This is a genomic window from Ruegeria meonggei (assembly GCF_042768335.1).
In the GTDB taxonomy this organism is placed as follows: domain Bacteria; phylum Pseudomonadota; class Alphaproteobacteria; order Rhodobacterales; family Rhodobacteraceae; genus Ruegeria; species Ruegeria meonggei.
The window spans coordinates 2,033,748-2,059,240 of sequence record NZ_JAXHBT010000001.1 but is presented as its reverse complement, the minus strand read 5'-3'; the positions used below and the strand labels follow the sequence as shown (position 1 = coordinate 2,059,240).

Annotated in this window: 22 protein-coding genes; 14 read left to right on the top strand and 8 right to left on the bottom strand. The window is 58.9% G+C overall.

Going from position 1 to position 25,493, the window contains the following annotated elements; all coding sequences use genetic code 11:
• Positions 1 to 3: 3 nt before the first annotated feature.
• The 5 genes from SJY13_RS10065 to SJY13_RS10045 form a co-directional block, all read right to left on the bottom strand.
• Complete coding sequence (locus SJY13_RS10065) at positions 4 to 744, bottom strand: maleate cis-trans isomerase family protein (RefSeq protein ID WP_377190592.1); 741 nt, start codon at positions 742 to 744, stop codon at positions 4 to 6.
• On the bottom strand, positions 741 to 1,823 hold the full coding sequence (locus tag SJY13_RS10060; protein WP_377190590.1) for a pyridoxal phosphate-dependent aminotransferase: 1,083 nt from the start codon (positions 1,821 to 1,823) through the stop codon (positions 741 to 743). Before SJY13_RS10060 ends, SJY13_RS10065 begins: the two co-directional genes overlap by 4 nt.
• The gene (locus tag SJY13_RS10055) at positions 1,820 to 3,469 is read right to left on the bottom strand and encodes a hydantoinase B/oxoprolinase family protein (RefSeq protein WP_377190588.1); all 1,650 of its coding nucleotides are present in this window, start codon (positions 3,467 to 3,469) and stop codon (positions 1,820 to 1,822) included. The genes SJY13_RS10060 and SJY13_RS10055 overlap by 4 nt, the downstream gene beginning before the upstream one ends.
• Complete coding sequence (locus SJY13_RS10050; protein WP_377190585.1) at positions 3,466 to 5,565, bottom strand: hydantoinase/oxoprolinase family protein; 2,100 nt, start codon at positions 5,563 to 5,565, stop codon at positions 3,466 to 3,468. Before SJY13_RS10050 ends, SJY13_RS10055 begins: the two co-directional genes overlap by 4 nt.
• 272 nt (positions 5,566 to 5,837) lie before the next feature.
• Complete coding sequence (locus tag SJY13_RS10045; RefSeq protein ID WP_377190583.1) at positions 5,838 to 7,802, bottom strand: 3-hydroxyacyl-CoA dehydrogenase NAD-binding domain-containing protein; 1,965 nt, start codon at positions 7,800 to 7,802, stop codon at positions 5,838 to 5,840.
• A 145-nt stretch (positions 7,803 to 7,947) separates the two neighbouring features.
• Here SJY13_RS10045 and SJY13_RS10040 point away from each other — a divergent pair, with 145 nt between their 5' ends.
• From SJY13_RS10040 to pcaF, 14 genes are all read left to right on the top strand, one after another.
• Positions 7,948 to 10,242: a bifunctional salicylyl-CoA 5-hydroxylase/oxidoreductase gene (locus SJY13_RS10040; protein ID WP_377190581.1), complete on the top strand. Its 2,295-nt coding sequence runs from the start codon at positions 7,948 to 7,950 to the stop codon at positions 10,240 to 10,242.
• A complete protein-coding gene (locus SJY13_RS10035; RefSeq protein WP_377190579.1) occupies positions 10,239 to 10,970 on the top strand; it encodes an SDR family NAD(P)-dependent oxidoreductase in 732 nt (243 codons plus the stop codon). The genes SJY13_RS10040 and SJY13_RS10035 overlap by 4 nt, the downstream gene beginning before the upstream one ends.
• Positions 10,967 to 11,434, top strand: coding sequence for a MarR family winged helix-turn-helix transcriptional regulator (locus SJY13_RS10030; RefSeq protein WP_377190577.1), 468 nt, complete (start codon positions 10,967 to 10,969; stop codon positions 11,432 to 11,434). The genes SJY13_RS10035 and SJY13_RS10030 overlap by 4 nt, the downstream gene beginning before the upstream one ends.
• Positions 11,424 to 12,224: an enoyl-CoA hydratase family protein gene (locus SJY13_RS10025; RefSeq protein ID WP_377190575.1), complete on the top strand. Its 801-nt coding sequence runs from the start codon at positions 11,424 to 11,426 to the stop codon at positions 12,222 to 12,224. Before SJY13_RS10030 ends, SJY13_RS10025 begins: the two co-directional genes overlap by 11 nt.
• Positions 12,224 to 13,378 (top strand): acyl-CoA dehydrogenase family protein, encoded by a 1,155-nt coding sequence (locus tag SJY13_RS10020; protein ID WP_377190573.1) that lies wholly within the window; start codon positions 12,224 to 12,226, stop codon positions 13,376 to 13,378. The genes SJY13_RS10025 and SJY13_RS10020 overlap by 1 nt, the downstream gene beginning before the upstream one ends.
• Complete coding sequence (locus SJY13_RS10015; protein WP_377190571.1) at positions 13,378 to 15,009, top strand: AMP-binding protein; 1,632 nt, start codon at positions 13,378 to 13,380, stop codon at positions 15,007 to 15,009. Before SJY13_RS10020 ends, SJY13_RS10015 begins: the two co-directional genes overlap by 1 nt.
• Before the next feature lie 120 nt (positions 15,010 to 15,129).
• Complete coding sequence (locus SJY13_RS10010; protein WP_377190569.1) at positions 15,130 to 16,260, top strand: ABC transporter substrate-binding protein; 1,131 nt, start codon at positions 15,130 to 15,132, stop codon at positions 16,258 to 16,260.
• Between the two features lie 49 nt (positions 16,261 to 16,309).
• The gene (locus tag SJY13_RS10005; RefSeq protein WP_085821475.1) at positions 16,310 to 17,230 is read left to right on the top strand and encodes a branched-chain amino acid ABC transporter permease; all 921 of its coding nucleotides are present in this window, start codon (positions 16,310 to 16,312) and stop codon (positions 17,228 to 17,230) included.
• On the top strand, positions 17,227 to 18,213 hold the full coding sequence (locus SJY13_RS10000) for a branched-chain amino acid ABC transporter permease (protein ID WP_377190566.1): 987 nt from the start codon (positions 17,227 to 17,229) through the stop codon (positions 18,211 to 18,213). The genes SJY13_RS10005 and SJY13_RS10000 overlap by 4 nt, the downstream gene beginning before the upstream one ends.
• Entirely contained in the window at positions 18,206 to 18,955 is a 750-nt protein-coding gene (locus SJY13_RS09995) for an ABC transporter ATP-binding protein (RefSeq protein ID WP_377190564.1), read from the top strand. Before SJY13_RS10000 ends, SJY13_RS09995 begins: the two co-directional genes overlap by 8 nt.
• A complete protein-coding gene (locus SJY13_RS09990; protein ID WP_377190562.1) occupies positions 18,952 to 19,638 on the top strand; it encodes an ABC transporter ATP-binding protein in 687 nt (228 codons plus the stop codon). The genes SJY13_RS09995 and SJY13_RS09990 overlap by 4 nt, the downstream gene beginning before the upstream one ends.
• Positions 19,638 to 20,045, top strand: a complete 408-nt coding sequence (locus SJY13_RS09985) for an acyl-CoA thioesterase (protein WP_377190560.1) — start codon at positions 19,638 to 19,640, stop codon at positions 20,043 to 20,045. The genes SJY13_RS09990 and SJY13_RS09985 overlap by 1 nt, the downstream gene beginning before the upstream one ends.
• The gene (locus tag SJY13_RS09980) at positions 20,042 to 20,437 is read left to right on the top strand and encodes a RidA family protein (RefSeq protein ID WP_377190558.1); all 396 of its coding nucleotides are present in this window, start codon (positions 20,042 to 20,044) and stop codon (positions 20,435 to 20,437) included. The genes SJY13_RS09985 and SJY13_RS09980 overlap by 4 nt, the downstream gene beginning before the upstream one ends.
• Positions 20,434 to 21,642, top strand: coding sequence for a 3-oxoadipyl-CoA thiolase (pcaF, locus tag SJY13_RS09975; protein ID WP_377190556.1), 1,209 nt, complete (start codon positions 20,434 to 20,436; stop codon positions 21,640 to 21,642). Before SJY13_RS09980 ends, pcaF begins: the two co-directional genes overlap by 4 nt.
• Before the next feature lie 47 nt (positions 21,643 to 21,689).
• Here pcaF and SJY13_RS09970 read toward each other — a convergent pair whose 3' ends face one another.
• From SJY13_RS09970 to SJY13_RS09960, 3 genes are all read right to left on the bottom strand, one after another.
• On the bottom strand, positions 21,690 to 22,424 hold the full coding sequence (locus tag SJY13_RS09970; protein WP_377190554.1) for a porin family protein: 735 nt from the start codon (positions 22,422 to 22,424) through the stop codon (positions 21,690 to 21,692).
• A gap of 78 nt (positions 22,425 to 22,502) precedes the next feature.
• A complete protein-coding gene (locus SJY13_RS09965; RefSeq protein WP_377190552.1) occupies positions 22,503 to 23,747 on the bottom strand; it encodes a DUF3179 domain-containing (seleno)protein in 1,245 nt (414 codons plus the stop codon).
• A gap of 46 nt (positions 23,748 to 23,793) precedes the next feature.
• Positions 23,794 to 25,461, bottom strand: a complete 1,668-nt coding sequence (locus tag SJY13_RS09960) for a sulfatase-like hydrolase/transferase (protein ID WP_377190550.1) — start codon at positions 25,459 to 25,461, stop codon at positions 23,794 to 23,796.
• Between the last annotated feature and the right edge of the window lie 32 nt (positions 25,462 to 25,493).

Here is a 25,493-nt window from a genome sequence, read left to right as displayed (position 1 = left end):
CATTCACCGCGACTGTTCCAGAAGTCGACCAAACCCGGGAATCGGATCGGGTATTTTCAACACCTGCAGCGCTAGAAACAGCATCGCCTGATTTGAGCTGATCACCGGCTTTTCAACTGTGTCCTCGATCCGGGCCAGAGCTTCGACGCTGCGCATGTCGGTGCACGACAGGACTAGTGCATCGGCCTTGGGGTGGTCCGCAGCAATACCCATTTGGTACACCGCATCAGGGTCCAGTGCCCCTTGTCCTACGTTGCCCAATCGTTGCGACACTTCGGACCGTTGGATCGTTTCGACGCCCAGCTCGGCCAAAAACTCAATCGCCATGTCGTTGATGGCCGGCACATAGGGCGAAGCAAATCCGATGCGCTTGGCGTCGAGCGCTGTCAGCGCATGTACCAGCGCTCCGGCGGCTGTGACCGTGTGCGCCCCGCTTCCTGCACTGATCCGCGCGGCCAGGTCGCGGTCAAATGCGGGGCCATGTGTCAGTGTGGCCGAGGTGCAGCCGTAAATGACGACATCCGGCTTTGCCCCCATCAACAGGTGCAGGGGCCCATCAAGATCGGCGGCCCCCAGACCATGCATCTGGGCTTCGTCGGGAACTTCATCCTCGTCATATCCACCCATCCGCGCCACATGCAGGGAAATGCCGGCCGGGCTCATAAGCGCCAGATCGGGTTCCAGATTGGTGTTGGTGAACGGAACCAAAACGCCGAACCGGGCGCGGCCTCTGGAAGGGGTCATGTCTGTTCCTCCTGTTTCCACTGCTTCAGGATGGTAAGGGCTGAGTCCGTCGTCTCTGACGAACCTATGGTCATGCGCAGAGCGTTGGGCAAGCCTGCGCCGCTTTGCGGGCGCAGGAACACGCCTTCGGCCCGCAGCGCCTCGTCGACTTGCCGCGCCTTGTCAGCGCTGCCCAGGTTCAGCAGCAGAAAATTGGTGAAGCTGGGTGAGAGGTCAAATCCAGCTTTCCGCAACTCGGCTGCGGATTTGTCCCGCAAACTGGCCGTCATCTCACAGGTGTCGCGCATATAGGCTGCGTCCTGCACAGCTGCGGTGGCCACCACTTGGGCTACCGCCGGGATGTTGTTTGGGTTCATGACCTTGCGCATCTCGGTGGCAATTGCAGGCGGGAACAGGCCCCAGCCAACGCGGAAACCGGCCATTCCGTAGGCTTTTGAAAACGTGCGCGACACAACCGTGTTACCACGTTGAACCAGATCAAAGCACCGCTCCCCCAGATGATCCGCGAACTCTCCATAGGCCTCGTCAATTACCAGCAGAATGTCCGGTCGCAGGCCCTTTCGCAGGCGGGAAAGCTCGGATTTCGGGATGCGCGTTCCGGTTGGGTTGCCGGGATTGGCGACAAAGACCAGCCCCGTGTCTGGTCGAACCGCACCCAGCAGGGCGTCAACGCTGACGACAGTATCCTCTTCTCGGGCGGTGTCGAACCGTGCGTTTGCGACCTGTGCCGCAGTTCGAAAGAAAGGGTATGCATGAGCGGGCGCCAATACAGCCCGCTCCGGCCCTGCAAACACGCGGGCCAGACAGCCGATCAGGTCGAGCGACCCGCTGCCGCACAAGATGCCTTCGGGGTCGATATCGTGCCGGTCTGCCAGGGCATTGCGCAGCCCAGTCCAGTCCGGATCAGGGTAGAGCATCGATGTGCTCATCGCCCTTGCCGCGGCCTCGATCGCTATGGGGCTGGGTGGACGCAGGCTTTCGTTTTGGGACAATGAGATCAGAGGTTTCCCCCTTGGTGCGCTCAGGTCAGCCAGCGCATAGGGGGACATTTGGGCGATATGGGTCCGAGGTAGGGTCATGTCTTCCTCACATACTGGGTCTCTGCCGCGTTGCGAGTAATGAGACCGGACCGAATGTCGGTGTCCACTTCATCATCGGCGCGGTCAGAGGGGGGGCCATACCCGCCGCCACCAGGAGTTTCAAAGATCAACCTCTCACCTGCCTTTATCCGAACCTCGCCTTTGCCCGGCAGAGTGCGGTTGCCGGGCTCAACCGTGATACAGCCGGGCGCGCCATCCTGTCCGCCGTTGCGGCCACTGGCGGGGTTGCGGATGCGTTCAACTGACAGGAACAGCATCAGATCCTGATCCTGTGACGCGCTGACTTCGATGTGTTGACCGAGGCCGCCCCGAAACCGCCCCGCGCCGCCAGAATCGGTGCGTAATTCGCGTCGGTGAAACAGGATCGGTGCGACGGCCTCGGTCGTCTCAACCTGACTGCCCCAGACCCCGCTTGGAAAGGCGGTGGCGGATAGGCCGTCCAACCGCGGCCGCGCGCCCGTTCCACCGTTGAACACAAGTTCCAGCGCGAAAAGGTCATCGCCCCGGTCCATGGCCTCGGGGGCGTGGCGAAGGGGCAGGTCGTACATACAGGACGCACCCTCGGCCGGGACCTTGTCAGGCAGTGCCTGCGACAGGCAGCCATAAACCAGATCGGGCGTCATCTGTCCCAGTGTATGCCGCATTGCGACGGGCGCGGGGGGCTGTGCGTTAAGGATGCAGCCTTTAGGGCCCGTGACCCGAAACGGATCAAGCGATCCCGCATTGTTGGGGATATCCGCCCCGATGATGCAGCGCAGGGCAAAGACCGAATAGGCCGTAGCATAATTCAACGGCACGTTGATTCCCTTGCCGACGCAGGCTGCGGTACCATCGAAATCCAGCAGCAGGTGATCCTCGGCTATGGTCAGGGCGGCGTGCAAGCCGATGTCCTGATCATAGCCATCTACAGTCAGCACATGCCGCCATGTGCCCTTGGGCAGAGCAGCGATGGCGTCAAGCGTACCGCGCCGCGACGTCTCGATGATGTAATCGGAAAGGGCGTTCAGGTCGGCGAGGCCAAATTCCTGCATCATTTGGATCAGCCTGCTGGACCCCGCCTCACAACAGGCAACCAGAGCGTAGATGTCGCCCTCATTGGCGATCGGCTCGCGCGAATTGGCTTTGACGATCTCCAGCAACAGCGCGTTAACAGTGCCCGCGCTGACCAGTTTGCAGGGCGGGATCAGCAGACCTTCGTCATAGATGTCCGAGCCTTCAGGCCCCATGCCAAGCCCACCCAGATCAACCAGATGCGAGGTACAGGCCGTATATCCGATGACAGTGCCACGATAGAAAACCGGCATCATTAGCAGAAAGTCGTTTAGATGACCCGAGGCGATCCACGGGTCATTCGTCAAGTAAATATCGCCAGGCTTCATGTCGCTTTGGGCAAAGCGCGACCGCAGGGTTTTGACGGCTTCGGCCATTGTGTTGATGTGACCGGGGGTGCCGGTGACCGCTTGCGCCAGCATCCGCCCTTGTGCATCGAATATACCGGCCGAGATATCACCGCATTCCCGCACGATCGGGCTGAAGGCGGCACGAATAAGCGCCTGCCCTTGTTCCTCGACCACGGCCAGAAGGCGGTTCCACATCACTTGCAGGCGTGTGTCTGGTTGGATCATCGCGATGCCTCCTTGTGCCGTGTCAGCCAGATGTTGCCCTGGCCGTCCACGTCAGCGCTGAAATCTGCGCTGACGAATGTGGTTGTCTGCGCCTCAACGATCAGGGCCGGGCCGGTGAGTGTTGCTCCTGCCGTCAGGTCCGCCCGGTCAAACACCTGCGCTGGCCGCCATTCCCCGCTGACATCACACAGGACTTGCCGGGTTTCGTCGGACATCACGGCGTGCCGGGGCGGCGTTTCCGAAAACGCGCCTTGCGCTGGCGCAGGCGATGAGACCGACAGGCCCCAGTTCAAAATCTCGATAGTCATGCCTGGAACGATCCGGCTGAATTGTCGGCTGTATTCTGCTTCAAATGCCTGTTCCAATACAGGTATGTCCGACACGTCCAGCGCCCGGTCGGGCATCCGGATTTCAATCTCATGACCCTGCCCGTGATAGCGCATATAAGCGATCCGACGCTGCTGCAGTTGACCGTGGGGCGCTCCGGCCCGCACGACCTGTTCCGCTTCGGCCTGCATCGACGCGAAGAACGAGTTCAGCCCGTCGATGTCCAGACTGTCCAGACGGGCATAGCGCGAGCGGATGACCTCATACGACACGGGCGCAAACAGAAACCCAACCGCCGAGCCGACGCCGGGGTCGCGTGGGATCAGAACCCGGCGCATCTGCGCCCGTCGTGCGACGCGGGTGGCGTGCAGCGGCCCGTTGCCGCCGAATGCGATCATCAACCGGTTGCCAAGGTCTTTGCCGGATTCAACCGCATGCATCCGACCCGCACTGGCCATGCTTTCGTCGACAATCTCGCTGACCGAGAAACCCGCTTGATCCGGCGGCAGGCCCAGCGGTTCACCAATGTCCAGTGCTAGCGCCCTTTGGGCGGCATCCGGATCGATCCGCAAGCGTCCTTCTGCGAACCGGCCCGGTTCGATCAGGCCCAGTGTCAGGTCGGCATCGGTGACGGTGGGTTTGTCCCCTCCCTTGCCAAAGGCGGCGGGGCCGGGATCGGATCCGGCGCTGTATGGGCCGACCTGAATACGGCCCAGCCTGTCGACGCTGGCAATTGATCCGCCACCAGCCCCGATTTCGATCATCTCGATGACCGGGATTCGAACCGGCATGCCCGAGCCTTTGATGAACCTTTCGGCGCGCGAGATCTCGAACTTGCGCGCCGTCTGTGGGCGAAAATCGTCGATCAGACACAACTTGGCGGTGGTGCCGCCCATATCAAAGGACAGCACATCCGTTTCATCCGTTGCCTCAGCGATACGCGCGGCCAGAACAGCCCCACCGGCCGGGCCGGATTCGACCAGACGGATCGGCAGCCGGGTTGCGGTGTCCAGCGTGGTCATGCCACCGCCCGCAGTCATCATCAGGATCGGGCAGGACAGACCTTTGTGTCGAAACCGTGCCTCAAAATCCTGCAGATAGCTCGCCATGAGCGGCTGGACATAGGCGTTGGCAATGGTGGTGCATAGCCGATCGAACTCACGGGCTTCGGGGCTAACCTCGTGGCTCATCGAGATGACGAGATCGGGTAAGTGGTCGGTCAGCAATTCGCGCAGCCGACATTCATGTGCGGGGTTGGCGTAGGCATGTAGCAAGCAAATCGCAACAGCGTCGACTTGCAGAGACTTTAGTGCATCGACCAGCGGCTCAATGCCTGTTTCTTCCAACGGCTCAAGCTCTCGCCCGTTGGCATTCATGCGTCCACCGATGGTAAGGGCATGCGTGCGCGGAACGATCAGGTCGGGTTTAACCAGATCGATGGCATATTGGCTGTGGCGCCGCTCATACGCGATCTCAAGTATATCGCGAAAGCCGTGGGTGGTGATGGTCGCGGTTTCGGCACCCCGACGCTCAATCAACGCGTTGGTGGCCAGGGTTGTGCCGTGAATGAACCCGGTCACCTGGTGCCATTCGGCGCTTGCGACCTGCAAAACGTGTTCGGCGCCTGCGACGGCGCCCAGAGCAGGGCGGTTCGGTGTCGTGGGTGTCTTGGCAGTCGCGACCACTTGCGACGCATTGTTCACCAAAACGGTGTCGGTGAAGGTCCCACCAATGTCGATTGCCATACGCAATCCATCTGTATGGATCATTTGAGTATCAGCCTGAAAAGAGGAAACAAACCCGATGTCGGGTCAAGAATGCGCGGTTCGTTTCCAGCGGGTCAGGCGACCAGATCGCACCCGGTGTCGCGACGCATCATTGGGTGTCGAACGTTGGCTGTCACAGCTGTAGGTTCCTATCGTCTGGCTGTGCATGACCTTGGGCGACAGGATGTGCTTCCGTCAACAATTCTTTCGCAGGCCGCGTTGGTTTTGTTCAACCCATTCCGCAGTCAGGTTCGCGCCGGTTTAGTGAGACGCTGTCAGTCAGCGGTCAAAGGATGCGCGTGCAAGTACATCGGACCGCCCAGCCATCTTGGAAAGCCATAGCCGTTGACCATCACCACATCCACATCTTCAGGCCGCCGTGCTATGCCCTCGGCAAGCAAAGCCTGTGCTTCGGTTTGAATGGTGGACAGGATGCGCTGGTTGATTTCTTCGTCCGTAATGGGTGCGCGCGTGATCCCTTTTCGCGCAGATTCTGACAGCACAAGATCTTGAACCCAACCGGAGGGCGTTGCTTTGCCATCGTTGTATTCGTACCAACCCATGTTGGTCTTGCGCCCGAACCGTCCAGCCTCGCACAGCTTGTCGGCAATATGGACATAGCGCTCAGTTGAGTCTCGGGTCGCAGCACGGTTTTTGCGCCTGGCCCATCCGATGTCGAGCCCCGCAAGGTCCTGCATTTCAAATAGCCCCATGGGAAAGCCAAAGCTGCGCATGGCTCGGTCAATATCCCAGGGTAGGGCACCGTCCTCAATCATGTAATCGCATTCGCGCCGGTAGGTCGACATGATGCGATTGCCGATAAACCCGTCGCACACACCCGCAGGGACAGCGATCTTGCCAAGACGCTTGGCCAGCGCAAAGCCACTGGAAATCGCGGACGCGGCGGCGTGGCTGGGGATCACGACCTCAAGCAGTTTCATGATATGGGCAGGAGAGAAAAAGTGCAGGCCGATTACCCTCTCGGGGTGGCGGGTCTGATTGGCGATGGCTTGTATATCAAGGTACGAGGTATTGCTTGCCAGAATTGCCTCGGGCCGCACGACCCCGTCCAACGCTTGAAACACGTGGGTTTTCAGCGCCATGTCTTCGAACACGGCCTCAATGACTAAGTCGGTCTTTGCAAGGGCGTCATAGGTGATGGCTGTTGTCAGGTTCCCGCTTAGGGCGTCATGCTTGCTCTGGTCAATCAAACCACGGTTCAGACTGTCCGTCAAAATACCCATGACCCGATCTTGCCCAGCAGTCCGGGCCGCATCATCCCTTTCAATCAAGGTGACCGGAATACCAGACAGCAGACAGGCCGCGGCAATGCCTGCTCCCATCGTGCCGCCACCGATCACACCTAGTGAAGAGATTGATCTGGGCTTTACACTGTCCAATTCCGGCAGTTTCGATGCAGAGCGTTCGGCGAAAAATATGTAACGGAGGGCCGCGCTTTGAGGATCAGATTTGAGGCTCATGAAAGCGTTGCGTTCCGATTTCAGCGCTTCTGTTGCAGGCAGGTCGAGCGCCCTTTGAATTGCCAGCACGGCTGCGGCCGGGGCGTGCGCGCCGCGTGCTCTGGCGATGCTCTTCGACTTCAGCGCCTCCCACTGGAGCGTGTCTCTGACAGCCGGTGCGTCCCTGTGACCCAAAGGTATTCTGCTTGGGGCGTCGGCGGCCTTTTGCGCCAGTGCACAGGCACATCTTGTCAGATCGCCGTCTGCAATGTCGTCAATCAACCCAAGTTCAAGCACCTTTTCCGCAGAAATCGGTTTGCCGCTGACCACCATATTCAACGCTGCAACGGGGTCGATCAGGCGCAGCAGTCGAACGGTTCCTCCGGCGCCGGGGATCAGGCCCAAAGTCACCTCAGGCAGACCCAGCTTGGTGCCAGGCTGTGCGATGCGGTGCGAACATCCAAGTGCAATTTCAAGCCCACCGCCCAGAACGGTTCCATGCAGGGCAGCGATCCAGGGTTTTGTTACATCTTCAAGTGCCAGAATAACGTCCGGCAAATGTGGCTCCTGCAGGGGGCTATCGAATTCTCGTACATCCGCGCCTGCGGTAAAGGTCCGGCCATCGGCACGCAGTACGACGGCCCGGACAGCGCCGTTACTTTCCGTATCAGCAATAGCGGCCATTAACCCTGCCCGAACCGCATGGCTGGCTGCGTTCACCGGCGGGTTGTTAATCGTCACAACCGCCAGATCGCCCTTCGTTTCGACATTCACCACCATCAGACACCTGTTCCGCCGTTGTGGAAGATTTCGGGAAGCCTACTCTCACATCAATAAACTTCAAGCATAAAATATTTTAACTTGAAGGGATGGCCAACTCGGTCTAGCGTTTCAACTACGATGACGGATGAGAGGAAGGGTAACGATGCGCGTTGCATGCCTCGGCGGCGGACCTGCCGGTCTTTACTTTGGGATTTCGCTGAAGCTGCGTGATCCCGGGGCAGAGGTTGTGGTGATCGAACGTAACCGACCTGATGATACATTTGGTTGGGGTGTGGTCCTGTCGGATGAAACGCTGGACAATCTGGCAATCAATGATCCTGACAGCGCCGCACGTATTCGCGACCACTTTGCCTATTGGGATGACGTCGCACTGGTTCACAATGGTCAGCGTACCGTGTCCAGCGGCCACGGTTTCTGCGGCATCGGGCGCAAGCAATTGCTGCTGATCCTGCAGGACCGGGCCCGGGACCTTGGCGTTGAAATGCGGTTTGAGACCGAGGCGATGTCGGCCTTAGGCTATATGCGCGACTATGACATTGTGATCGCTGCGGACGGATTGAACTCAAACACACGCACTGAGTTTTCCAAGATTTTCCATCCGGATATCGACCAGCGCCTGTGTCAGTTCGTCTGGCTGGGTACGCATCAGAAATTCGACGACGCCTTCACCTTTATTTTTGAGAATACGGACAAGGGCTGGGTCTGGGCGCATGCCTATCAGTTCGACCCAGATACCGCGACGTTCATCGTCGAATGCACGCAAGAGACATTTGAGGCCTACGGGTTTGCGGGCATGTCTCAGCAGGAGTTGATTGCCGCCTGCGAGCGGATTTTCAAAGATCATCTGGGCGGTCATGCGCTGATGACAAATGCCAAGCATATCCGCGGATCGGCCTGGCTGCGGTTTCCAAGGGTGTTGTGCGAAAAGTGGAGCCACAAGAACGTTGTCCTGCTGGGCGATGCTGCGGCCACTGCGCATTTTTCGATCGGATCTGGCACCAAGCTGGCGTTGGAAAGCGCCATTGCGCTGGCCGAATACATCACCTCGGAACAGACGCTTGAGGCCGCTTTTGCCCGCTATGAGGATGAGCGCCGGTTAGAGGTCCTACGCCTGCAATCCGCGGCCCGGAACTCGGTCGAGTGGTTCGAGGATGTTGAGCGGTATCTGGATCTGGACTCGGTGCAGCTGAACTATTCCATGCTGACCCGGTCGCAGCGGATCAGCCATGAAAACCTGCGTGAACGCGATGCGGATTGGCTGGGCCGGGCAGAGGCCTGGTTCATGCAGCAGGCCGGCGGTGACACCAACGCGCCAGGCCGCGCGCCCATGTTTGCACCCTATCGCTTGCGGGACATGGTGCTGAAGAACCGGATCGTGGTGTCGCCCATGGCGCAATACAAAGCTGTCGATGGCTGCCCGACCGATTGGCATCTGATCCACTATGGCGAACGCGCCAAGGGTGGGGCCGGGTTGGTTTATACGGAAATGACATGTGTCAGCGCCGAGGGACGGATCACACCCGGCTGCCCCGGGCTTTACACACCCGAGCATGAGGCGGCGTGGCACCGTTTGACCGATTTTGTTCATGCGGAAACAGAGGCCATGATTTGCTGTCAGATCGGCCACGCGGGCCGCAAAGGATCGACCCGCATCGGGTGGGAGGGCATGGATCAGCCGCTGGAGACGGGGAACTGGCCGCTGATATCAGCCGCAGCGATCCCGTGGTCCGGTGAAAACGCGGTGCCAAAGGCGATGGACCGCGCGGAGATGGACCGGGTCAAGGCCCAGTTCGTTTCTGCCGCCCAAATGGCGGGCCGGGCGGGGTTTGACATGATCGAGTTGCACGCCGCCCACGGCTACCTGATCTCTTCCTTCATTTCACCGCTATCGAATACACGCACGGATGCATATGGCGGCAGTTTGGAAAACCGGATGCGCTATCCGCTTGAAGTCTTTGCTGCGATGCGGGCCGTCTGGCCCGAAAATAAGCCGATGGCCGTGCGCATTTCGGCAAATGATTGGGCAGGCGATGATGGCGTCACGCCGGAAGACGCGGTTGAAATCGCCGCGATGTTCGATGTGGCTGGGGCCGATATCGTGGATGTCTCTGCCGGGCAGACCTCGGCCCTTGCGCAACCGGTGTATGGCCGGATGTTCCAGACCCCGTTTTCGGATCGTATACGCAATGAACGGGGCATCAGCACAATGGCGGTCGGTAATATCTATGAGGCGGACCACGTCAATTCGATCCTGATGGCAGGACGGGCTGATCTTGTCTGTCTGGCGCGGCCGCACCTGAACGACCCGTATTGGACGCTGCATGCCGCGACCGCACTGGGTGACCGGCAGGAAACCTGGCCAAGGCCTTATGAGGCCGGGCGCGATCAGGCCTGGCGTTTGGCCGACCGTGAGGCAGAAATGGCGGGAAAAGTATGAGCCACGTAGTGATATCAGGCGGCGGTACTGGGGTCGGTGCGGCGATCGCGCAGAGCTTTGTCAAAAGCGGCGCCGAGGTTACCCTTTTGGGCCGGACCGAGGAAACCCTGGCCGCACAAGGTCTGCCCTATGAGGTCTGCGACGTCACCGACACGCAGCAGGTAAAAGCCGCGTTCGATGCCGCCCGCGCAGCGCGCGGGTCGGTTACGGCGGTCATCGCCAATGCGGGTGCGGCCAGCTCGATACCCTTTCGCAAAATGACCGCAGATGACCTGCGCGCCATGACAGAGGTCAATCTTGTGGGTGTTTTCAATGCCTGGCAGGCGGGACTGGCGGATATGCAGGCCGCCGGAACCGGGCGGCTGATCGCCATCGCCTCGATCGCGGGGCTAAAGGGCGGGGCCTATATCTCGGGCTATTGTGCGGCGAAACACGGTGTTGTTGGTCTGACCCGCGCCCTGGCCGTGGAACTGGCCCCGACGGGGATCACCGTTAACGCGGTCTGTCCTGGGTTTGTTGATACGCCCATGCTGGATCGTTCGATTGCAAACATCGTCGAAAAGACAGGCATGAGCGCGAAGGACGCCGCGAAATCCTTGAACCAGAACAACCCCCAGCGCCGCTTTATCGATGTTGACGAGGTTGCGGGTACGGTGATGTGGCTGTGTTCAGACGCGGCAAGATCGGTCAATGGCCATGCGCTCAGCATCTCCGGGGGGGAAATATGACCCGGACCATGGCCCAGACCCCGCTTGAGGACGCCTCGAAAGAGAGGCTGCGCCTGTGGCTGCGGCTGCTCAAGACCACACGCGGGATCGAGGCGCAGCTGCGCGAGAACTTCCGCACAGAATTCGACACGACTTTGCCCCGGTTCGACGTGATGGCCGCCTTGTCCCGGTTCGAGGATGGTCTGAAGATGAGCCAAATCTCCGGTGTGCTGCGGGTCTCAAATGGTAATGTCACCGGCATCGTTGACCGTCTGGCCGAGGACGGGCTGCTGGTGCGCGTACCTGTGCCCGGGGATCGCCGTGCCCACCGCGTGCGGATGACGCGGAAAGGGCGTGAAGAATTCGCTCGCCAGGCCGCCTCACATGAGGCCTGGATCGCAGAGATGCTGGGTCAGTTCTCAGCCCAAGAGGCCCGAACGCTGACCACGGAATTCAGCCTGCCAGAGGACCTACATGACACATGATGCCAAGCACTTTCGATGCGAAGTCAAAGACCGCATTGCCACGATCGCCCTGGACCGGCCGGACCGCAAGAACCCGTTGACGTTTGATAGCTATGCCGAGCTGCGCGACTGGTTTCGCGCGTTGGTGTATTCCGATGACATTGACGTTGTCGTGTTTGCGTCGAACGGAGAAAATTTCAGCTCGGGCGGGGATGTGCATGATATTATCGGGCCCCTGACCCGGATGAATATGAAACAGCTATTGGCCTTTACCCGCATGACCGGTGATCTGGTCAAGGCGATGGTGAATTGCGGCAAGCCGGTGATTGCTGCTATTGACGGCGTCTGCGTTGGGGCAGGGGCAATCGTTGCGATGGCCTCGGATTTGCGCATCGCGACACCGCGTGCAAAATGTGCGTTTCTGTTTACCCGGGTTGGGCTGGCTGGGTGCGACATGGGTGCCTGCGCCATTCTGCCCCGGATCATCGGGCAGGGGCGGGCGGCCGAGCTGCTGTATACTGGCCGGTCCATGAATGCTGAAGAGGGCCTGGGTTGGGGGTTCTACAACCGCGTGGTTGATGCGGATCACTTGGACGCAACCACGCAGGATATGGCTCGGCGCATCGCAGCGGGGCCAAATTTCGCCCATATGATGACCAAGACCATGCTGGCGCAGGAATGGTCGATGTCTATTGAGCAGGCCATCGAAGCCGAAGCACAGGCGCAGGCCATTTGCATGCAGACCGGAGATTTCGAACGCGCCTTCAGCGCCTTTGTCGCAAAAGAAAAACCAGTGTTCGAGGGCGAGTGATGGCAGATCAGAGCTTCCTGTCCTGGCCGTTTTTTGACCCGCACCACCGTGAATGGGCCGTGCGCGTCGAAGAGGTCGCGATCGGGTTAGAGGTCGACCACGGGGACACTGACGCTGCTTGCAGTCATTTGGTCCAAATGCTGGGCGCAGCCGGGCTGTTGCATCCCACGGCAAACGAGGCCGGGCAGTTGGATGTGCGGACGTTGTGTCTAACCCGGGAAATTCTGGCCCGTCATAATGGATTGGCGGATTTTGCGTTTGCGATGCAGGGTCTTGGAACCGGGGCAATCTCGCTGTTTGGAACACCCGAACAAAAAGCTGCTTGGCTGCCGAAAACCCGCAGCGGGCAGGCAATCTCGGCCTTTGCGCTGACAGAGTCGCAATCGGGGTCGGACGTTGCCAATTCCACCATGTCCGCCACGCTGGACGGGGATCATTACGTTCTGCGCGGGGAAAAGACCTGGATTTCTAACGGTGGTATCGCGGATGTCTACACGATGTTCGCCCGCACCGGCGAAGGGCCCGGCTCCAGGGGTTTATCAGCATTCATCGTCACGCCCGACCTGCCGGGGTTCGAAGTAACCGAACGTTTGCAGACCATAGCCCCACATCCATTGGCGACGCTGCGGTTCAACGATGTGCGCGTTCCCGCGCAGGCGATGATCAGTGAGCCCGGGGAGGGGTTCCGAATTGCAATGTCCGTGCTGGATGTTTTCCGCTCGACCGTGGCGGCGGCGGCGCTGGGTTTCGCCCGGCGGGCGCTGGATGAAGCTCTGACCCGGGTCGGTGCCCGACACGTGCAGGGCGCGCCGCTGTTCGACCTGCAGATGGTTCAGGGCCACATCGCCGACATGGCACTGGATGTGGATGCAGCGGCGCTGCTGGTCTATCGCGCGGCGTGGGCAAAAGACCGTGGCGCAGCCCGTGTCACGCGTGAGGCGGCGATGGCCAAGCTTTTTGCCACCGATCAGGCGCAACAGGTGATTGACAAGGCGGTGCAGCTGTTTGGCGGCGACGGCGTGCGTTCTGGCACGACAGTAGAATCACTGTACCGCGAAATCCGGGCGCTGCGCATTTATGAGGGCGCATCAGACGTGCAAAAGGTCGTCATAGCACGCCAAACCATGGCCGCGCATCAGGAGGACGGACAGTGATGCTGGGCCCTTCTGCGCATACAGATACGTTCAGCCGCGATAGCCTGCCGCCCCAGGACCTGTGGCCGGAATTCCTGTTGGAGGGATTCAACTATCCCGATTTTCTGAACGCCGCCTATGAGCTGACGGATGCAATGGTCACCAAAGGGTTTGGGGACAACATCGCGTTGATCGGCAACGGGCGGCAGCGGACGTATAAAGAGCTCAGCGATTGGACCAATCGGCTGGCCCATGTGCTGGTCGAAGATCTGGGCGTGCAGCCGGGAAACCGGGTGCTGATCCGGTCGGCCAACAACCCGGCTATGGTTGCCTGCTGGCTGGCTGCAACCAAGGCCGGTGCTGTGGTCGTCAACACCATGCCAATGTTGCGCGCCGGTGAGCTGGCCAAACATGTCGATAAGGCAGAAATCCAGTTTGCCTTGTGTGACACCCGCCTGATGGAAGAAATGCAGGCCTGCGCCGAGGGCAGCCATTTACTGAAACGCGTTGTTGGGTTCGACGGAACCTCGAACCACGAAGCAGAGCTTGACCGACTGGCCCTTGAAAAACCTGTCCAATTCGATTGTGTACAGACGGGGCGGGACGATGTGGCTCTGCTGGGGTTCACCTCGGGCTCGACCGGAGAGCCAAAGGCCACCATGCATTTCCACCGTGACCTGATGATCATCGCCGATGGTTACGCGCGCGAGGTGCTGGACGTACAGCCCGAGGACGTTTTTGTCGGCTCGCCCCCCCTGGCGTTTACCTTCGGGTTGGGTGGGCTGGCTGTGTTCCCGCTGCGGTTCGGGGCGACGGCAACCTTGCTGGAACAGGCCTCGCCGCCCGGCATGATCGAGATCATCGAAAAGTACAAAGCTACTGTTTGCTTTACCGCCCCGACGGCCTATCGCGTGATGCTGCAAGCGATGGAGGATGGGGCCGATCTGTCCAGCCTGCGCGCTGCGGTGTCTGCGGGTGAAACCCTGCCCAAACCCGTCTATGACCACTGGATGGAACGCACTGGCAAGCCGATGCTTGATGGCATCGGGGCCACGGAATTGCTGCATATCTTCATCTCGAACCGGTTTGACGACCACAGACCGGCCTGCACGGGACGACCGGTGAAAGGATATGAGGCCAAGGTTTTGAACAGTGACGGGTCCGAGGCCGAGGTTGATCAGATCGGACGGCTGGCTGTGCGTGGCCCCACTGGATGCCGATACCTGAACGATGACCGGCAGGCAGGGTATGTCTGCGACGGGTGGAACATCACCGGCGACAGTTTTTATAAGGATGCCGACGGTTATTTCCATTTTGCCGCCCGCAATGACGATATGATCCTGTCCGCCGGATACAACATTGCTGGCCCCGAGGTCGAAGCCGCATTGCTGGGACATGAGTCCGTGTCGGAATGCGCCGTGATCGGGGCCCCCGATCCTGAACGTGGGCATATTGTTCAGGCGCATGTTGTCTTGATCGACGGTGCGAACGCAGATGACGAACTAAGCGCCGCTCTTCAAGCCCATGTGAAGTCTGTCATCGCGCCTTACAAATATCCGCGCTCTGTCGTGTTTTGTGACTCTTTGCCTAAGACCGCGACGGGAAAAATTCAACGGTTCCGGCTGAAATCCTCCTCGACGGACAAGGCGTGATCAGTGTTAGTTTGGGCAGCTGGTGCAAGGATGAAAAACTTCGCCCTGTCAGGGGCATAGACCGAACGATGAGAAAAATGACATAAGTTGCGTTCTAAAGACCAACGAAGGGAGATGAAGATGAAAAAGTTTCTAGCGGCCGCCGCAGTTTCTGCGCTTTGCGCCACCGGCGCATTGGCCGAGGTCAAGGTTGGCATGATCACTACTCTGTCGGGCGGTGGTGCCGGGTTGGGGATCGATGTGCGCGATGGGTTCATGTTGGCGATTGCTCAATCGGGCCGTGACGACATCGAGGTTGTGATCGAGGACGACCAGCGTAAGCCGGACATCGCGGTGCAATTGTCCGACAAGATGATCCAGTCCGAGCGCGTCGATGTAATGACCGGCATCATCTGGTCAAACCTTGCAATGGCCGTTGTCCCTGCCGCCGTAAACCAGAACGTGTTCTACCTGTCGCCCAACGCTGGCCCTTCGCCTTTGGCTGGTAAGGGGTGCCATCAAAACTACTTCAACGTCGCCTGGCAGAACGACAACCTGCACGAGGCGGCAGGGGCCTATGCCAATGGTGCGGACTACAAGAAAAGTTTTATCATGGCACCGAACTATCCGGCGGGCGTGGACGCCCTGACCGGTTACAAGCGCTTTTTCGAAGGGGAGCTGGCCGGTGAGGTCTATACCGAACTGGGCCAGACGGATTATGCTGCCGAGATCGCGCAGATCCGTGCCAGCGATGCCGACAGCGTGTTCTTTTTTCTTCCGGGCGGCATGGGGATTTCCTTCCTCAAACAATATGCCGACAGTGGGATCGACCTGCCTGTGGTCGGGCCGGCCTTCAGCTTTGATCAGGGCATCCTGCAGGCAGTGGGTGATGCGGCGATGGGTGTTGTGAACACCTCGCAGTGGAACAAGGATATCGAAAACCCGACCAACGCGGCGTTTGTCGAAAGCTTCCAGGCCGAATATGGTCGTCTGCCGTCGCTGTATGCCAGCCAAGGGTTCGATACCGCAAACCTGTTGCTGTCAGCACTGAACAAAGCTGACCCGTCTGATGCTGATGCCTTCCGCGAAGCGCTGCGGGCCGCTGAGTTTGACAGCACTCGTGGCGATTTCAGCTTTGGGCCGAACCATCATCCGGTTCAGACGATCTATGCGCGCGAAGTGATAAAAGAAGGTGACGTTTTCACCAACAAAATCCTAGGCGTTGCGCTTGAAAACCACTCGGATGCTTATGCGGCTGAGTGCAAAATGTAACTGACCCTGCCTGCCCCGAACACGGGGCGGGCAGCTTACCGGAGTTTCCATGTCCTCGATCCTGATTATCGAGCAGATCCTGAACGGGCTGCAGTTCGGTGTCATGCTGTTTTTGATGGCGGCTGGCCTGACGCTGATATTTGGCGTGATGGGTCTGATCAATCTGGCCCATGGCTCGCTCTATATGATCGGGGCCTTTGCTGCCGCAGCTGTTGCCGGGGTTACGGGGTCGTTCCTGCTGGCGCTGATCGCCGCGCTGGCTGCTGCTGCGCTGGCCGGCGCGATTGTCGAGATGGTCGTAATCCGGCGATTGTATAGCGCCCCGCATCTTGATCAGGTTCTGGCGACCTTTGCGCTGATCCTGATCTTTTCGGAAGGCACCCGCTGGTTGTTTGGGTCTTTCCCGCTGTTTCTGGATATCCCCGATGCGCTGTCCGGGCCTGTGACGCTGCCCGGCGGTATCGAATACCCGTTTTACCGCCTGACCTTGATCGGCATCGGGCTGGCGGTCGCGGTGGGTCTCTGGGCCCTGATTGAGCGCACACGTCTGGGTATCCAGATCCGCGCCGGAGAGAACGACCGCGAGATGATCGCCGCACTGGGCGTCGACATCTCCAAACTCTATACGCTGGTTTTTGCTTTGGGTGCTGCGCTGGCGGGGCTGGCGGGTGCCTTGGTGGGCGCAATCCAGTCGGTGCAGGTCGGTATGGGAGAGCCGGTTCTGATCCTGGCTTTTGTCGTCATCGTCATCGGCGGAATTGGCTCGGTGCGTGGCGCTCTTATAGGAGCGCTGCTGGTCGGGCTGACCGATACGCTGGGCGGTGTGTTCCTGCCTGAACTGTTCAAGCTGTTCATGGAAAACGGTGCTGCGCAAAAGACGGGATCGGCACTGGCGTCGATGGGTATCTATGTGCTGATGGGGCTAGTGCTGATCTGGCGACCCACCGGCCTGTTCGGAGCACGCGCATGAGGCTGGACGAGAAATACCTGAATGGCCTGATGATCGCTGGCCTGCTGGCGTTGCCGCTTTGGGCGGTGATGGCAGATCAGCCCTTTACGATCACTCTGGTGACGCGCGCCGTGATCCTGGCGCTGGCGGCAGTTGGGTTGAACATCGTCCTTGGGATCGGCGGCATGGTCAGTTTCGGACATGCCGTGTTCTTCGGGATCGGCGGCTATGCGATGGGCATCCTGGCCTTTCACGCTCAGACCTATACAGCGCTTGAACTGGGTCTGTTCACCACTGACGGCACCAAATTCATGCCGGTAATCTGGCTGGTCGCTATGATAACCTCGGGGTTGGTGGCGTTTTTTATCGGGCTGATGTCTTTGCGCACATCCGGTGTCTATTTCATCATGATCACGCTTGCCTTTGGGCAGATGTTTTTCTATTTCGCCATTTCCTGGGCGCAATATGGCGGTGAGGACGGGCTATCGATCTATGTCCGTAACGACTTTCCCGCCTTGAACACGCTGATGCCGATCCAGTTTTACGCGATCTGTTTCACACTGCTATGCGTGGTGCTGTTTCTGTTTGCCCGCCTTCAGGCCTCACCTTTTGGGCTGGCCCTGAACGCCGCACGCCAGGCAGGAACACGGGTTGAAACCGTTGGCTTGAACCCAATGCGACTAAAGTTGTTGGCCTTTGTGATTTCGGGTGCCATTACCGGGTTGGCGGGGGCGCTGTTTGCAGATCTGAACCGTTTCGTCTCGCCTACGATGTTCAGCTGGCAATTGTCGGGAGAGCTGATCGTTCTGATCATCATTGGCGGTGTCGGTCGGCTGATGGGGCCGGTGATCGGTGCCTGTGTTTTCGTGGCGCTCGAGCATTTTCTGGGCGAACTCACAGATTTCTGGCACGTGTACCTTGGGGTGATACTGCTGTGCATCGTGTTGTTCGGGCGCGGCGGGTTGATCGGTCTACTGACTGGAAAAGAGGGCGCACATGTCTGATCCCGTTCTCGCAACGCTTAACCTGAACAAAAGCTTTGGCGCATTGAAGGCCACGGACAATGTCTCGATCGATCTGAAGCCCGGAGAGATTCACGCCATTATCGGCCCGAACGGTGCCGGAAAATCGACGTTGATCCAACAGATTTGCGGTGGGTTGAGGCCGGATTCCGGGCAGGTCCTGCTGTGTGGTCAGGATGTCTCGGGGCACAGCACGCAAGCGCGGGCGCAGGCGGGCCTGGGGCGTACGTTCCAGATTTCTCAATTGTGCATGGAAGACACGGTGCTGGAAAACGCCATTTTGGGCGCGATGGGGGCCGAAGGTTTGGCCTGGCGGTTCTGGCAACCCGCCTTGAAACGGCCCGAACTGCGCGACAGGGCCGAGGCCGCGTTGGAACGCGTCGGCCTAAGTGATGATCGTGACACGTGTTGCGCCAACCTCAGTCATGGCCAGCGGCGTCAGCTGGAGGTCGCGGTGGCCCTGACGTTGTCGCCTCGGGCCTTCGTCATGGACGAGCCGATGGCGGGTCTTGGCGCAGGCGGATCCAAGCGGCTGACCGGGTTTCTTGACGGGTTGCGGGTTGAGGCACCTATTCTACTTGTCGAACATGACATGGATGCGGTGTTTGCGTTGGCCGACCGGATCAGCGTGCTGGTCTATGGCAAGGTGATTGCCACTGGCACAGCGGATGAAATCCGCGCCAGCACTGAAGTACGCGATGCGTATCTGGGGGATGCGGCATGACCCTGCTTCGGATCGAAAACCTGTCGGCCAGTTACGGCGTCAGCCAGGCGCTGTTTGGTGTCGATCTGCAGATGCGCCAGGGCGAAGTGACCGCCCTGATGGGGCGCAATGGGATGGGCAAAACAACCACAGTAAAGGCCATCTGCCGGATGATCCGGTCGGAGGGCACTCTGGTGCTGGGCGGTCAGGACCTGCATGCGCTGGCCAGCCACAAGGTTGCCCGTAAAGGGGTGGGCCTTGTGCCCGAAGGGCGGCGCTGTTTTGCGGACCTGACCGTGCGCGAGAACCTGATTGCCGCCGCGCGCCCCGGCGATTGGACGTTGCGCCGGGTGACCGAATTGTTCCCCCGCTTGGGTGAACGGCAAGGGCAGAGGGCCGTCTCGCTGTCGGGCGGTGAGCAACAGATGCTGGCCATTGGCCGGGCGCTGATGACGAACCCTCGGTTGCTGATTCTAGATGAGGCCACCGAAGGTCTGGCCCCGATCGTCAGACAGGAAATCTGGGCCGCTCTGCACCGCCTGAAACAAGAGACCAACGTGGCCATCCTGCTGATCGACAAATCGCTGAAAGAGCTTGCTGGGGTATCGGACAAGGCGGTTATTCTGGAACGGGGCCGCACGGTCTGGTCCGGCGTAATGACGGACGTGACACAAGACTTCTCGGAAAGATATGTGGGGGTCTGATGGCATTTGAGTTCCCACAAAAGGTGTTGTTCAAGCATTGCGACCCCGCCGGTATCGTTTTCTTTCCCCGCTATTTTGAGATGATAAATGATTGCGTCGAGGCGTTCTTTGATCAGGGGTTGGGCGTTCCGTTCCACGATCTGCACCGCGTAAGCGCGGTGCCGACAGCGCAGATCAAGACCCAGTTTCCGGCCCCCAGTCGGCATGGCGATCATTTGCTTTTCCAGTTGAATATTACGAAGATCGGACGCAGCTCGGCGGATTACTCGATGACTGCGCGCTGTGGAAACGAAACCCGACTGATAACATCCGCGACGTTGGTTCACGTTGATGCCAATGGCCGCCCTACGGCATGGCCTGACCAAATTCGCAACAAGTTACAGACATTTAGGGGCGACACATCATGACCCACAAGATCATCCAGCCAGACAATTGGTTGCCCGCCAAGGGCTATGCAAATGGGGTGCTGACCAAGGACGGGACATTGCATATCGGTGGCCAGATCGGCTGGGACGCGAACAAGAAATTTGTCAGCGGCGATTTTGTTGGGCAGATGAAACAGGCCCTTCGAAACATTGCAGAGATTGTCGAGGCCGCAGGCGGTCAGGTGACTGACGTGACCCGGCTGACATGGTTTGTCACCGACAAACGCGAATACCTGGCCAAACAGCCCGAGGTCGGCGCCGCCTATCGCGAGGTGTTCGGCAGGCATTTTCCAGCCATGTCGATGGTCATTGTCGCGGCTCTGGTCGAGGATGATGCCGTCGTCGAAATCGAAGCCACCGCGCATTTGACATGACAGCGCGAGACGTCTTTATCTGCGACTATGTCCGCACCCCCATCGGGCGCTATGGCGGGGCGTTGTCGCAAGTGCGGGCGGACGATCTGGCCGCGTTGCCGGTCAAAGCCCTGATGAAACGATCCGCACAAGCAGATTGGGCTGCGGTGGATGAGGTCATCCTAGGGGCCACAAATCAGGCTGGAGAGGACAATCGAAACCTCGCCCGCATGGTGGTGTTGTTGTCAGGTCTTCCGGAAACCGTTCCAGCCTTTACGGTCAACCGACTATGCGCGTCGGGCATGGATGCGGTGATCGCCGGGGCGCGGATGATCCAGGCAGGTGATGCAGACCTGATAATCGCAGGCGGGTCTGAAAGCATGAGCCGCGCACCATTGGTAATGCCGAAACCCGACGCGGCCTTTTCGCGCCGGGCAGAGGTCTTTGACACCACTATCGGATGGCGGTTCGTCAATCCGGACATTGAACGGGCATGGGGCATCGAGACCATGCCGGAGACGGCAGAAAACGTGGCGTCCGAGTGGAGTATCTCGCGTGCGGATCAGGACGCCTTTGCCCTGCAAAGCCAGCGCCGCGCGTTGAGCGCACAGCAATCGGGTCGGTTGGCGCGCGAGGTCATTCCTGTCGAGGTCTCAGATCCGAAGGGCAACGTCACCTTGGTTAAGGAGGACGAGCACCCCCGAGAAACCACTCAGGACAGGCTTGCCGCCCTGAAAACACCGTTTCGCCGGGATGGAACGGTCACGGCTGGAAACGCCTCGGGCATCAATGACGGTGCAGCAGCGCTATTGCTGGCCAGTGACGCGGGCGTACGGTTGCATGGGCTTATACCGTTGGCCAGAATCGAAGGAGCAGCCAGTGCAGGCGTGCCCCCTCGGATTATGGGGATCGGACCCGTGCCTGCAACGCAAAAGCTGTGTGACCGGCTTAAGATATCACCCGCAAACTTTGATCTGGTCGAGTTGAACGAAGCGTTTGCGGCCCAGGCGATTGCCGTGGCGCGGGGGCTGGGACTTGACCCTATGGCGGATCACCTCAACCCCAATGGTGGGGCGATTGCCTTGGGCCACCCACTGGGCATGACCGGGGCGCGGCTTGTTGGAACGGCGGCATTGGAGCTATCACTCAGCGGTCAGACCCGTGCCCTGTGCAGCATGTGCGTCGGGATCGGGCAGGGGCTATCGCTGGCCCTGCACGGTGTATGACCAAGCGCAGAGGAACCGCGACCCGTAAGAGCCGCACTTCCTGCCAGTTAAAACCGGTATGTGGCACCGAACAACGGTCCGGACTGGCTGAATTCATAGTCCCTGCCGTCAATCTCGTGATCAAATGAGATATACCTGTACCCACCCCGCAGCATCCATCTGTCGTTGATGGCATAATCCGCCGTGACCAAAACCGACCAAGTCTGGCTGCCACTGCGGAACCCGCCATAGTCGACATAAGCTGTGCTGGTCCATTTGTCGGACAGGGTGAACCGCGCCCGCGCGCCTATAATCGGGTCAACCCAGCTGTCGTCTGCGGTATTGGTACGGCCGGGCATTGTTCCCGGTGTAAGGGTGAATTCAGTTTCCGTGCTGTACCATCTGAAACCGCCTGTCAGATCTACTGAGACCAGCGGATCCTGACGCACCCGGTACCCAACCGCTGCCGTCAGAAACTGAGTCTTTACCGACGTATCCAGATCCGAGTTGGCTGGGCCGGGGGCCGTGTTGCCGAAGGACAGGTTTGTGTAATTGTAATCCGCCAAAAAGCTCCAGCGCCCGTTTGTTGCGGCCAGCGCGCCCATAAAGGCAAAGTCCAGATTTTCTAACGCGTCCGAAAAACTGAGCGTCCCATCCACCTGTCCCAAAGCCGTTTCAAAGCTGGTATCTGTTTCCGGCATGAACAGATAAATGGTCGCCTCATAGGACCAATCCGATTGCTGGGCCGAGGCGGCGGTCGCCATTGTAGCAAACAGCGCCATCCCCACAGCACTGCTTTTCAATCCTTGCTTAAACACTGTTGCGTCCCTCCAATTACTGGGTTGTATCATTATCTCTAAGACAGTTCGGGCGGGTCATAATCATGCCGCCGCTTTGTTGGTTGTCCGCACGTCCGAACCGACGCGGTTTATGTCGGTGTCCGGGAAGAATTCGGACCATACATGCCAGAAAACACCTGCGCGCAAGGTTTCGACCCGTTGCAACTGACCGCGGTCCGACGCGCCCCAGAAATCGCAGCGCGTGATTGGCTTACCGCTGTCATTGTACCAGACACCAAGGCTTTCATATCTCGGGTCCAGGCTGATAACAATGTCGCGTCCACCGACAGTGGCGTTGACGATCCAATTGTTTTCGATGACAAAATCATCCGTCCAGCACGCGGCGTCCTGGCCGATCGTGACACCCCAGACATAGGTTTTGTTCGGCAGCCGGTCATCCGAGTGGTCCATATTGTCCATCACTGGTGCGTCTTCCTGATGCTGGCGGCTGATGCCCCAGCCAAAGGTGATTTCGGTCACCATGTCCAGCAGTCGAAGCAAGGGATTTGGGGACGGTTTGTTCAAAAACACCTCACCCTCTGGAAACGCCTTTTGAAAGCCGCGAAAACTCATGCGATAAGTCGGCCACGGTTTCATCTGCGCCTCAGGGCGCACAGGGCAGGCGGGGCCAGTTGCAGACGGGTCGCGGTCAGCCTCGCGAAAGCCATAGATGTGCTGGATCGGCTCGCCGGTTTCGTTGTCGCGAAGGATCAGGTTGTTGCCATGCTGGGCCAGAACCTCAAGGTTCAGGCGCTTGCCTTCGATCCGGGGCGCATAGCCCTGGCCAAGATTTGCCATCGCACAATAGGTCATCACGACGTCTTCGCCACCCAAGCCGGTCGCGTCGCCCGCTAGATGCGGCCGCATGATCTGAGCATCCGGATGCGCGCGGGCGTGGCCGTTGTTGTCAATGACGATGACCGGGGCGGTGGGGCCGACATATTTCTGTGCCTCGCTGATAGGATAAAAGGCTGCATCGTTCAGCTGATTGCGCAGCCCCAGATGCACCCAGACGTAGGGAAATCCATAGAGCAGAACCGTCAGCACTGTTCCAAGGCCCCACACCCAGAACGGCCCGCCGCCAATCAGAAAATGCGCTATAGTCGCGACCCCGTACCCGCCCAGACCGATGGCGATCAGACGATATTCGTGGCGAATAAAGCGCACCATGTTTTTGCGCTTTACCTTCAATACCATCTGCGAAATATCCCCCAGGTCCCGAAAGTAGACAAAGCCGATCCCAAGCGAAACGATAAAGCCAAGAGCGAAGAGGACGTTTCCTGCCATTTGGATCTCCTGATGTTTGAGTTCGGATACCGTGGACTGCGACCAATTATTGCTGTGGCGACGCACGCTTGATCATAAATGCCTCAACAGCTTGCTGCGTTTCCGGACGAACGTTCTCAATCCCTTCATAAGGCACGCCGTAAGCCGGTGGTGTGTCGGGGTACTTTTCCTTTCGCGCCATGTGTCGCGCCAGTATACGCACGAACTCCTGTCCACCCCACGCGCCTACTTCGGTTGAGACAGAGAATTCTTCGCGGGTATCACGATAGAGATCGAAGAATTTGGCCGCGATTGGGTTTTTACCCGGCGGGGGCAAGATGAGTTTGAGCTGATCTTTGACGATCGCTTCGGGTTTCTTGTCTGAATAGATGATCACATGATCGCGGCGTGATTTGGATTCATCGTCGAAAAGCAGCGCGGCGGACTGATCAACTCCGTCGATTAGGCGGTCGCGCGGAATAAACTGATCGGCACCGGCAAATCGGGACAGCGTCGTATAGAGATCAGAGACATGAATGATGCTGTTCAGCAACCCGTCTGCCTCGATCATGCCTGGCCACCGGATAAAGGCATCCACTCGCACGCCACCTTCGGTAGTGTCGGCCTTTCCACCGCGGAAGATCATTGGGGTGAACCCGGATTGCGGGGAATACTTGGTGAAATGGCCATTGTCGCCCATCACGACAATGATGGTGTTATCGGCTAGTCCAAGTTCGTCTACTTTAACGAACAGATCACCAAGCCATTGGTCCAGAAGCTGCATCTTGTCAACGTAGAGGCCACCATTGGCGCTCTTGGGGCCTGTGCGACCGGTACGAGTGTTGTCCAGTGGGATCATCGGCCAGTATTGCAGAAAGAACTGTGCTTCACCTCCTGCCAGACGTTCCAATTCTTCCATAGTTTTGTCTTGGAAGGCTTGGTTCATCTCGTCGTACTTGGCGGCATTCCAGCGTTCGGCGGTTTCCATCCGGATTTCGCGAATTGGACCGTCAGTATCGCCTTCGATGACAGTCATCATAGCAGAGGCATCAGGGCGAAACCATTGGTCGACAGTGTACTTGTCGTCGTAGTCCCGAATTGCTACCGAAACCTGCTCTTTGATCGCGTCGTCATGGAAAATCGTTAACTGACCTTGCTGGTGGATTGCGTGCTGGGCATAGTCAAACCCCTGATTCATAGCCCAACTTTCCGGAATATCTCCCATGTGCCATTTGCCGACATGGCTGGTTGCGTAACCGGCCTGCTTCAGCACCTCTGCCAGAGTCACTTCTTGATCCGGAAGACCTTCTCCGGCGATGTCGACTTGCGTATTACCCATGCCCATCCGCACCGGCAAACGCCCAGTCATCTGTGCTACCCGCGTTGGTGTACACGAAGGTTCGGTGTACATCCGAACCATGCGCATGGCCTGATCCGAAAAGTCGTTAATGTTGGGGGTTTCATACCCGCGTACGGCGTTAAGTTCAGGTATGCCCATATCACCGAAACCCAGATCGTCGATCAACACGCTTATGATGTTGGGTGGATTGCCGTCGTTTGCTTCCCGAAATGCCGCTAGAGCGTCATCAACCGCAGCATCATCATGCTCCCATTGCTCTCCGTGCTGAGCTTTTAGTATGTAAAACTCAGCGTCGTGCTGAATTGGGTTTTCTTGAGCATGGGCCGATGGGGCCATCAGCCCGATCGTCAGAATAGTCGACCATGTCAGTTTCATTCCATTCTCCCACGTGTCTGCGTGATGTGATC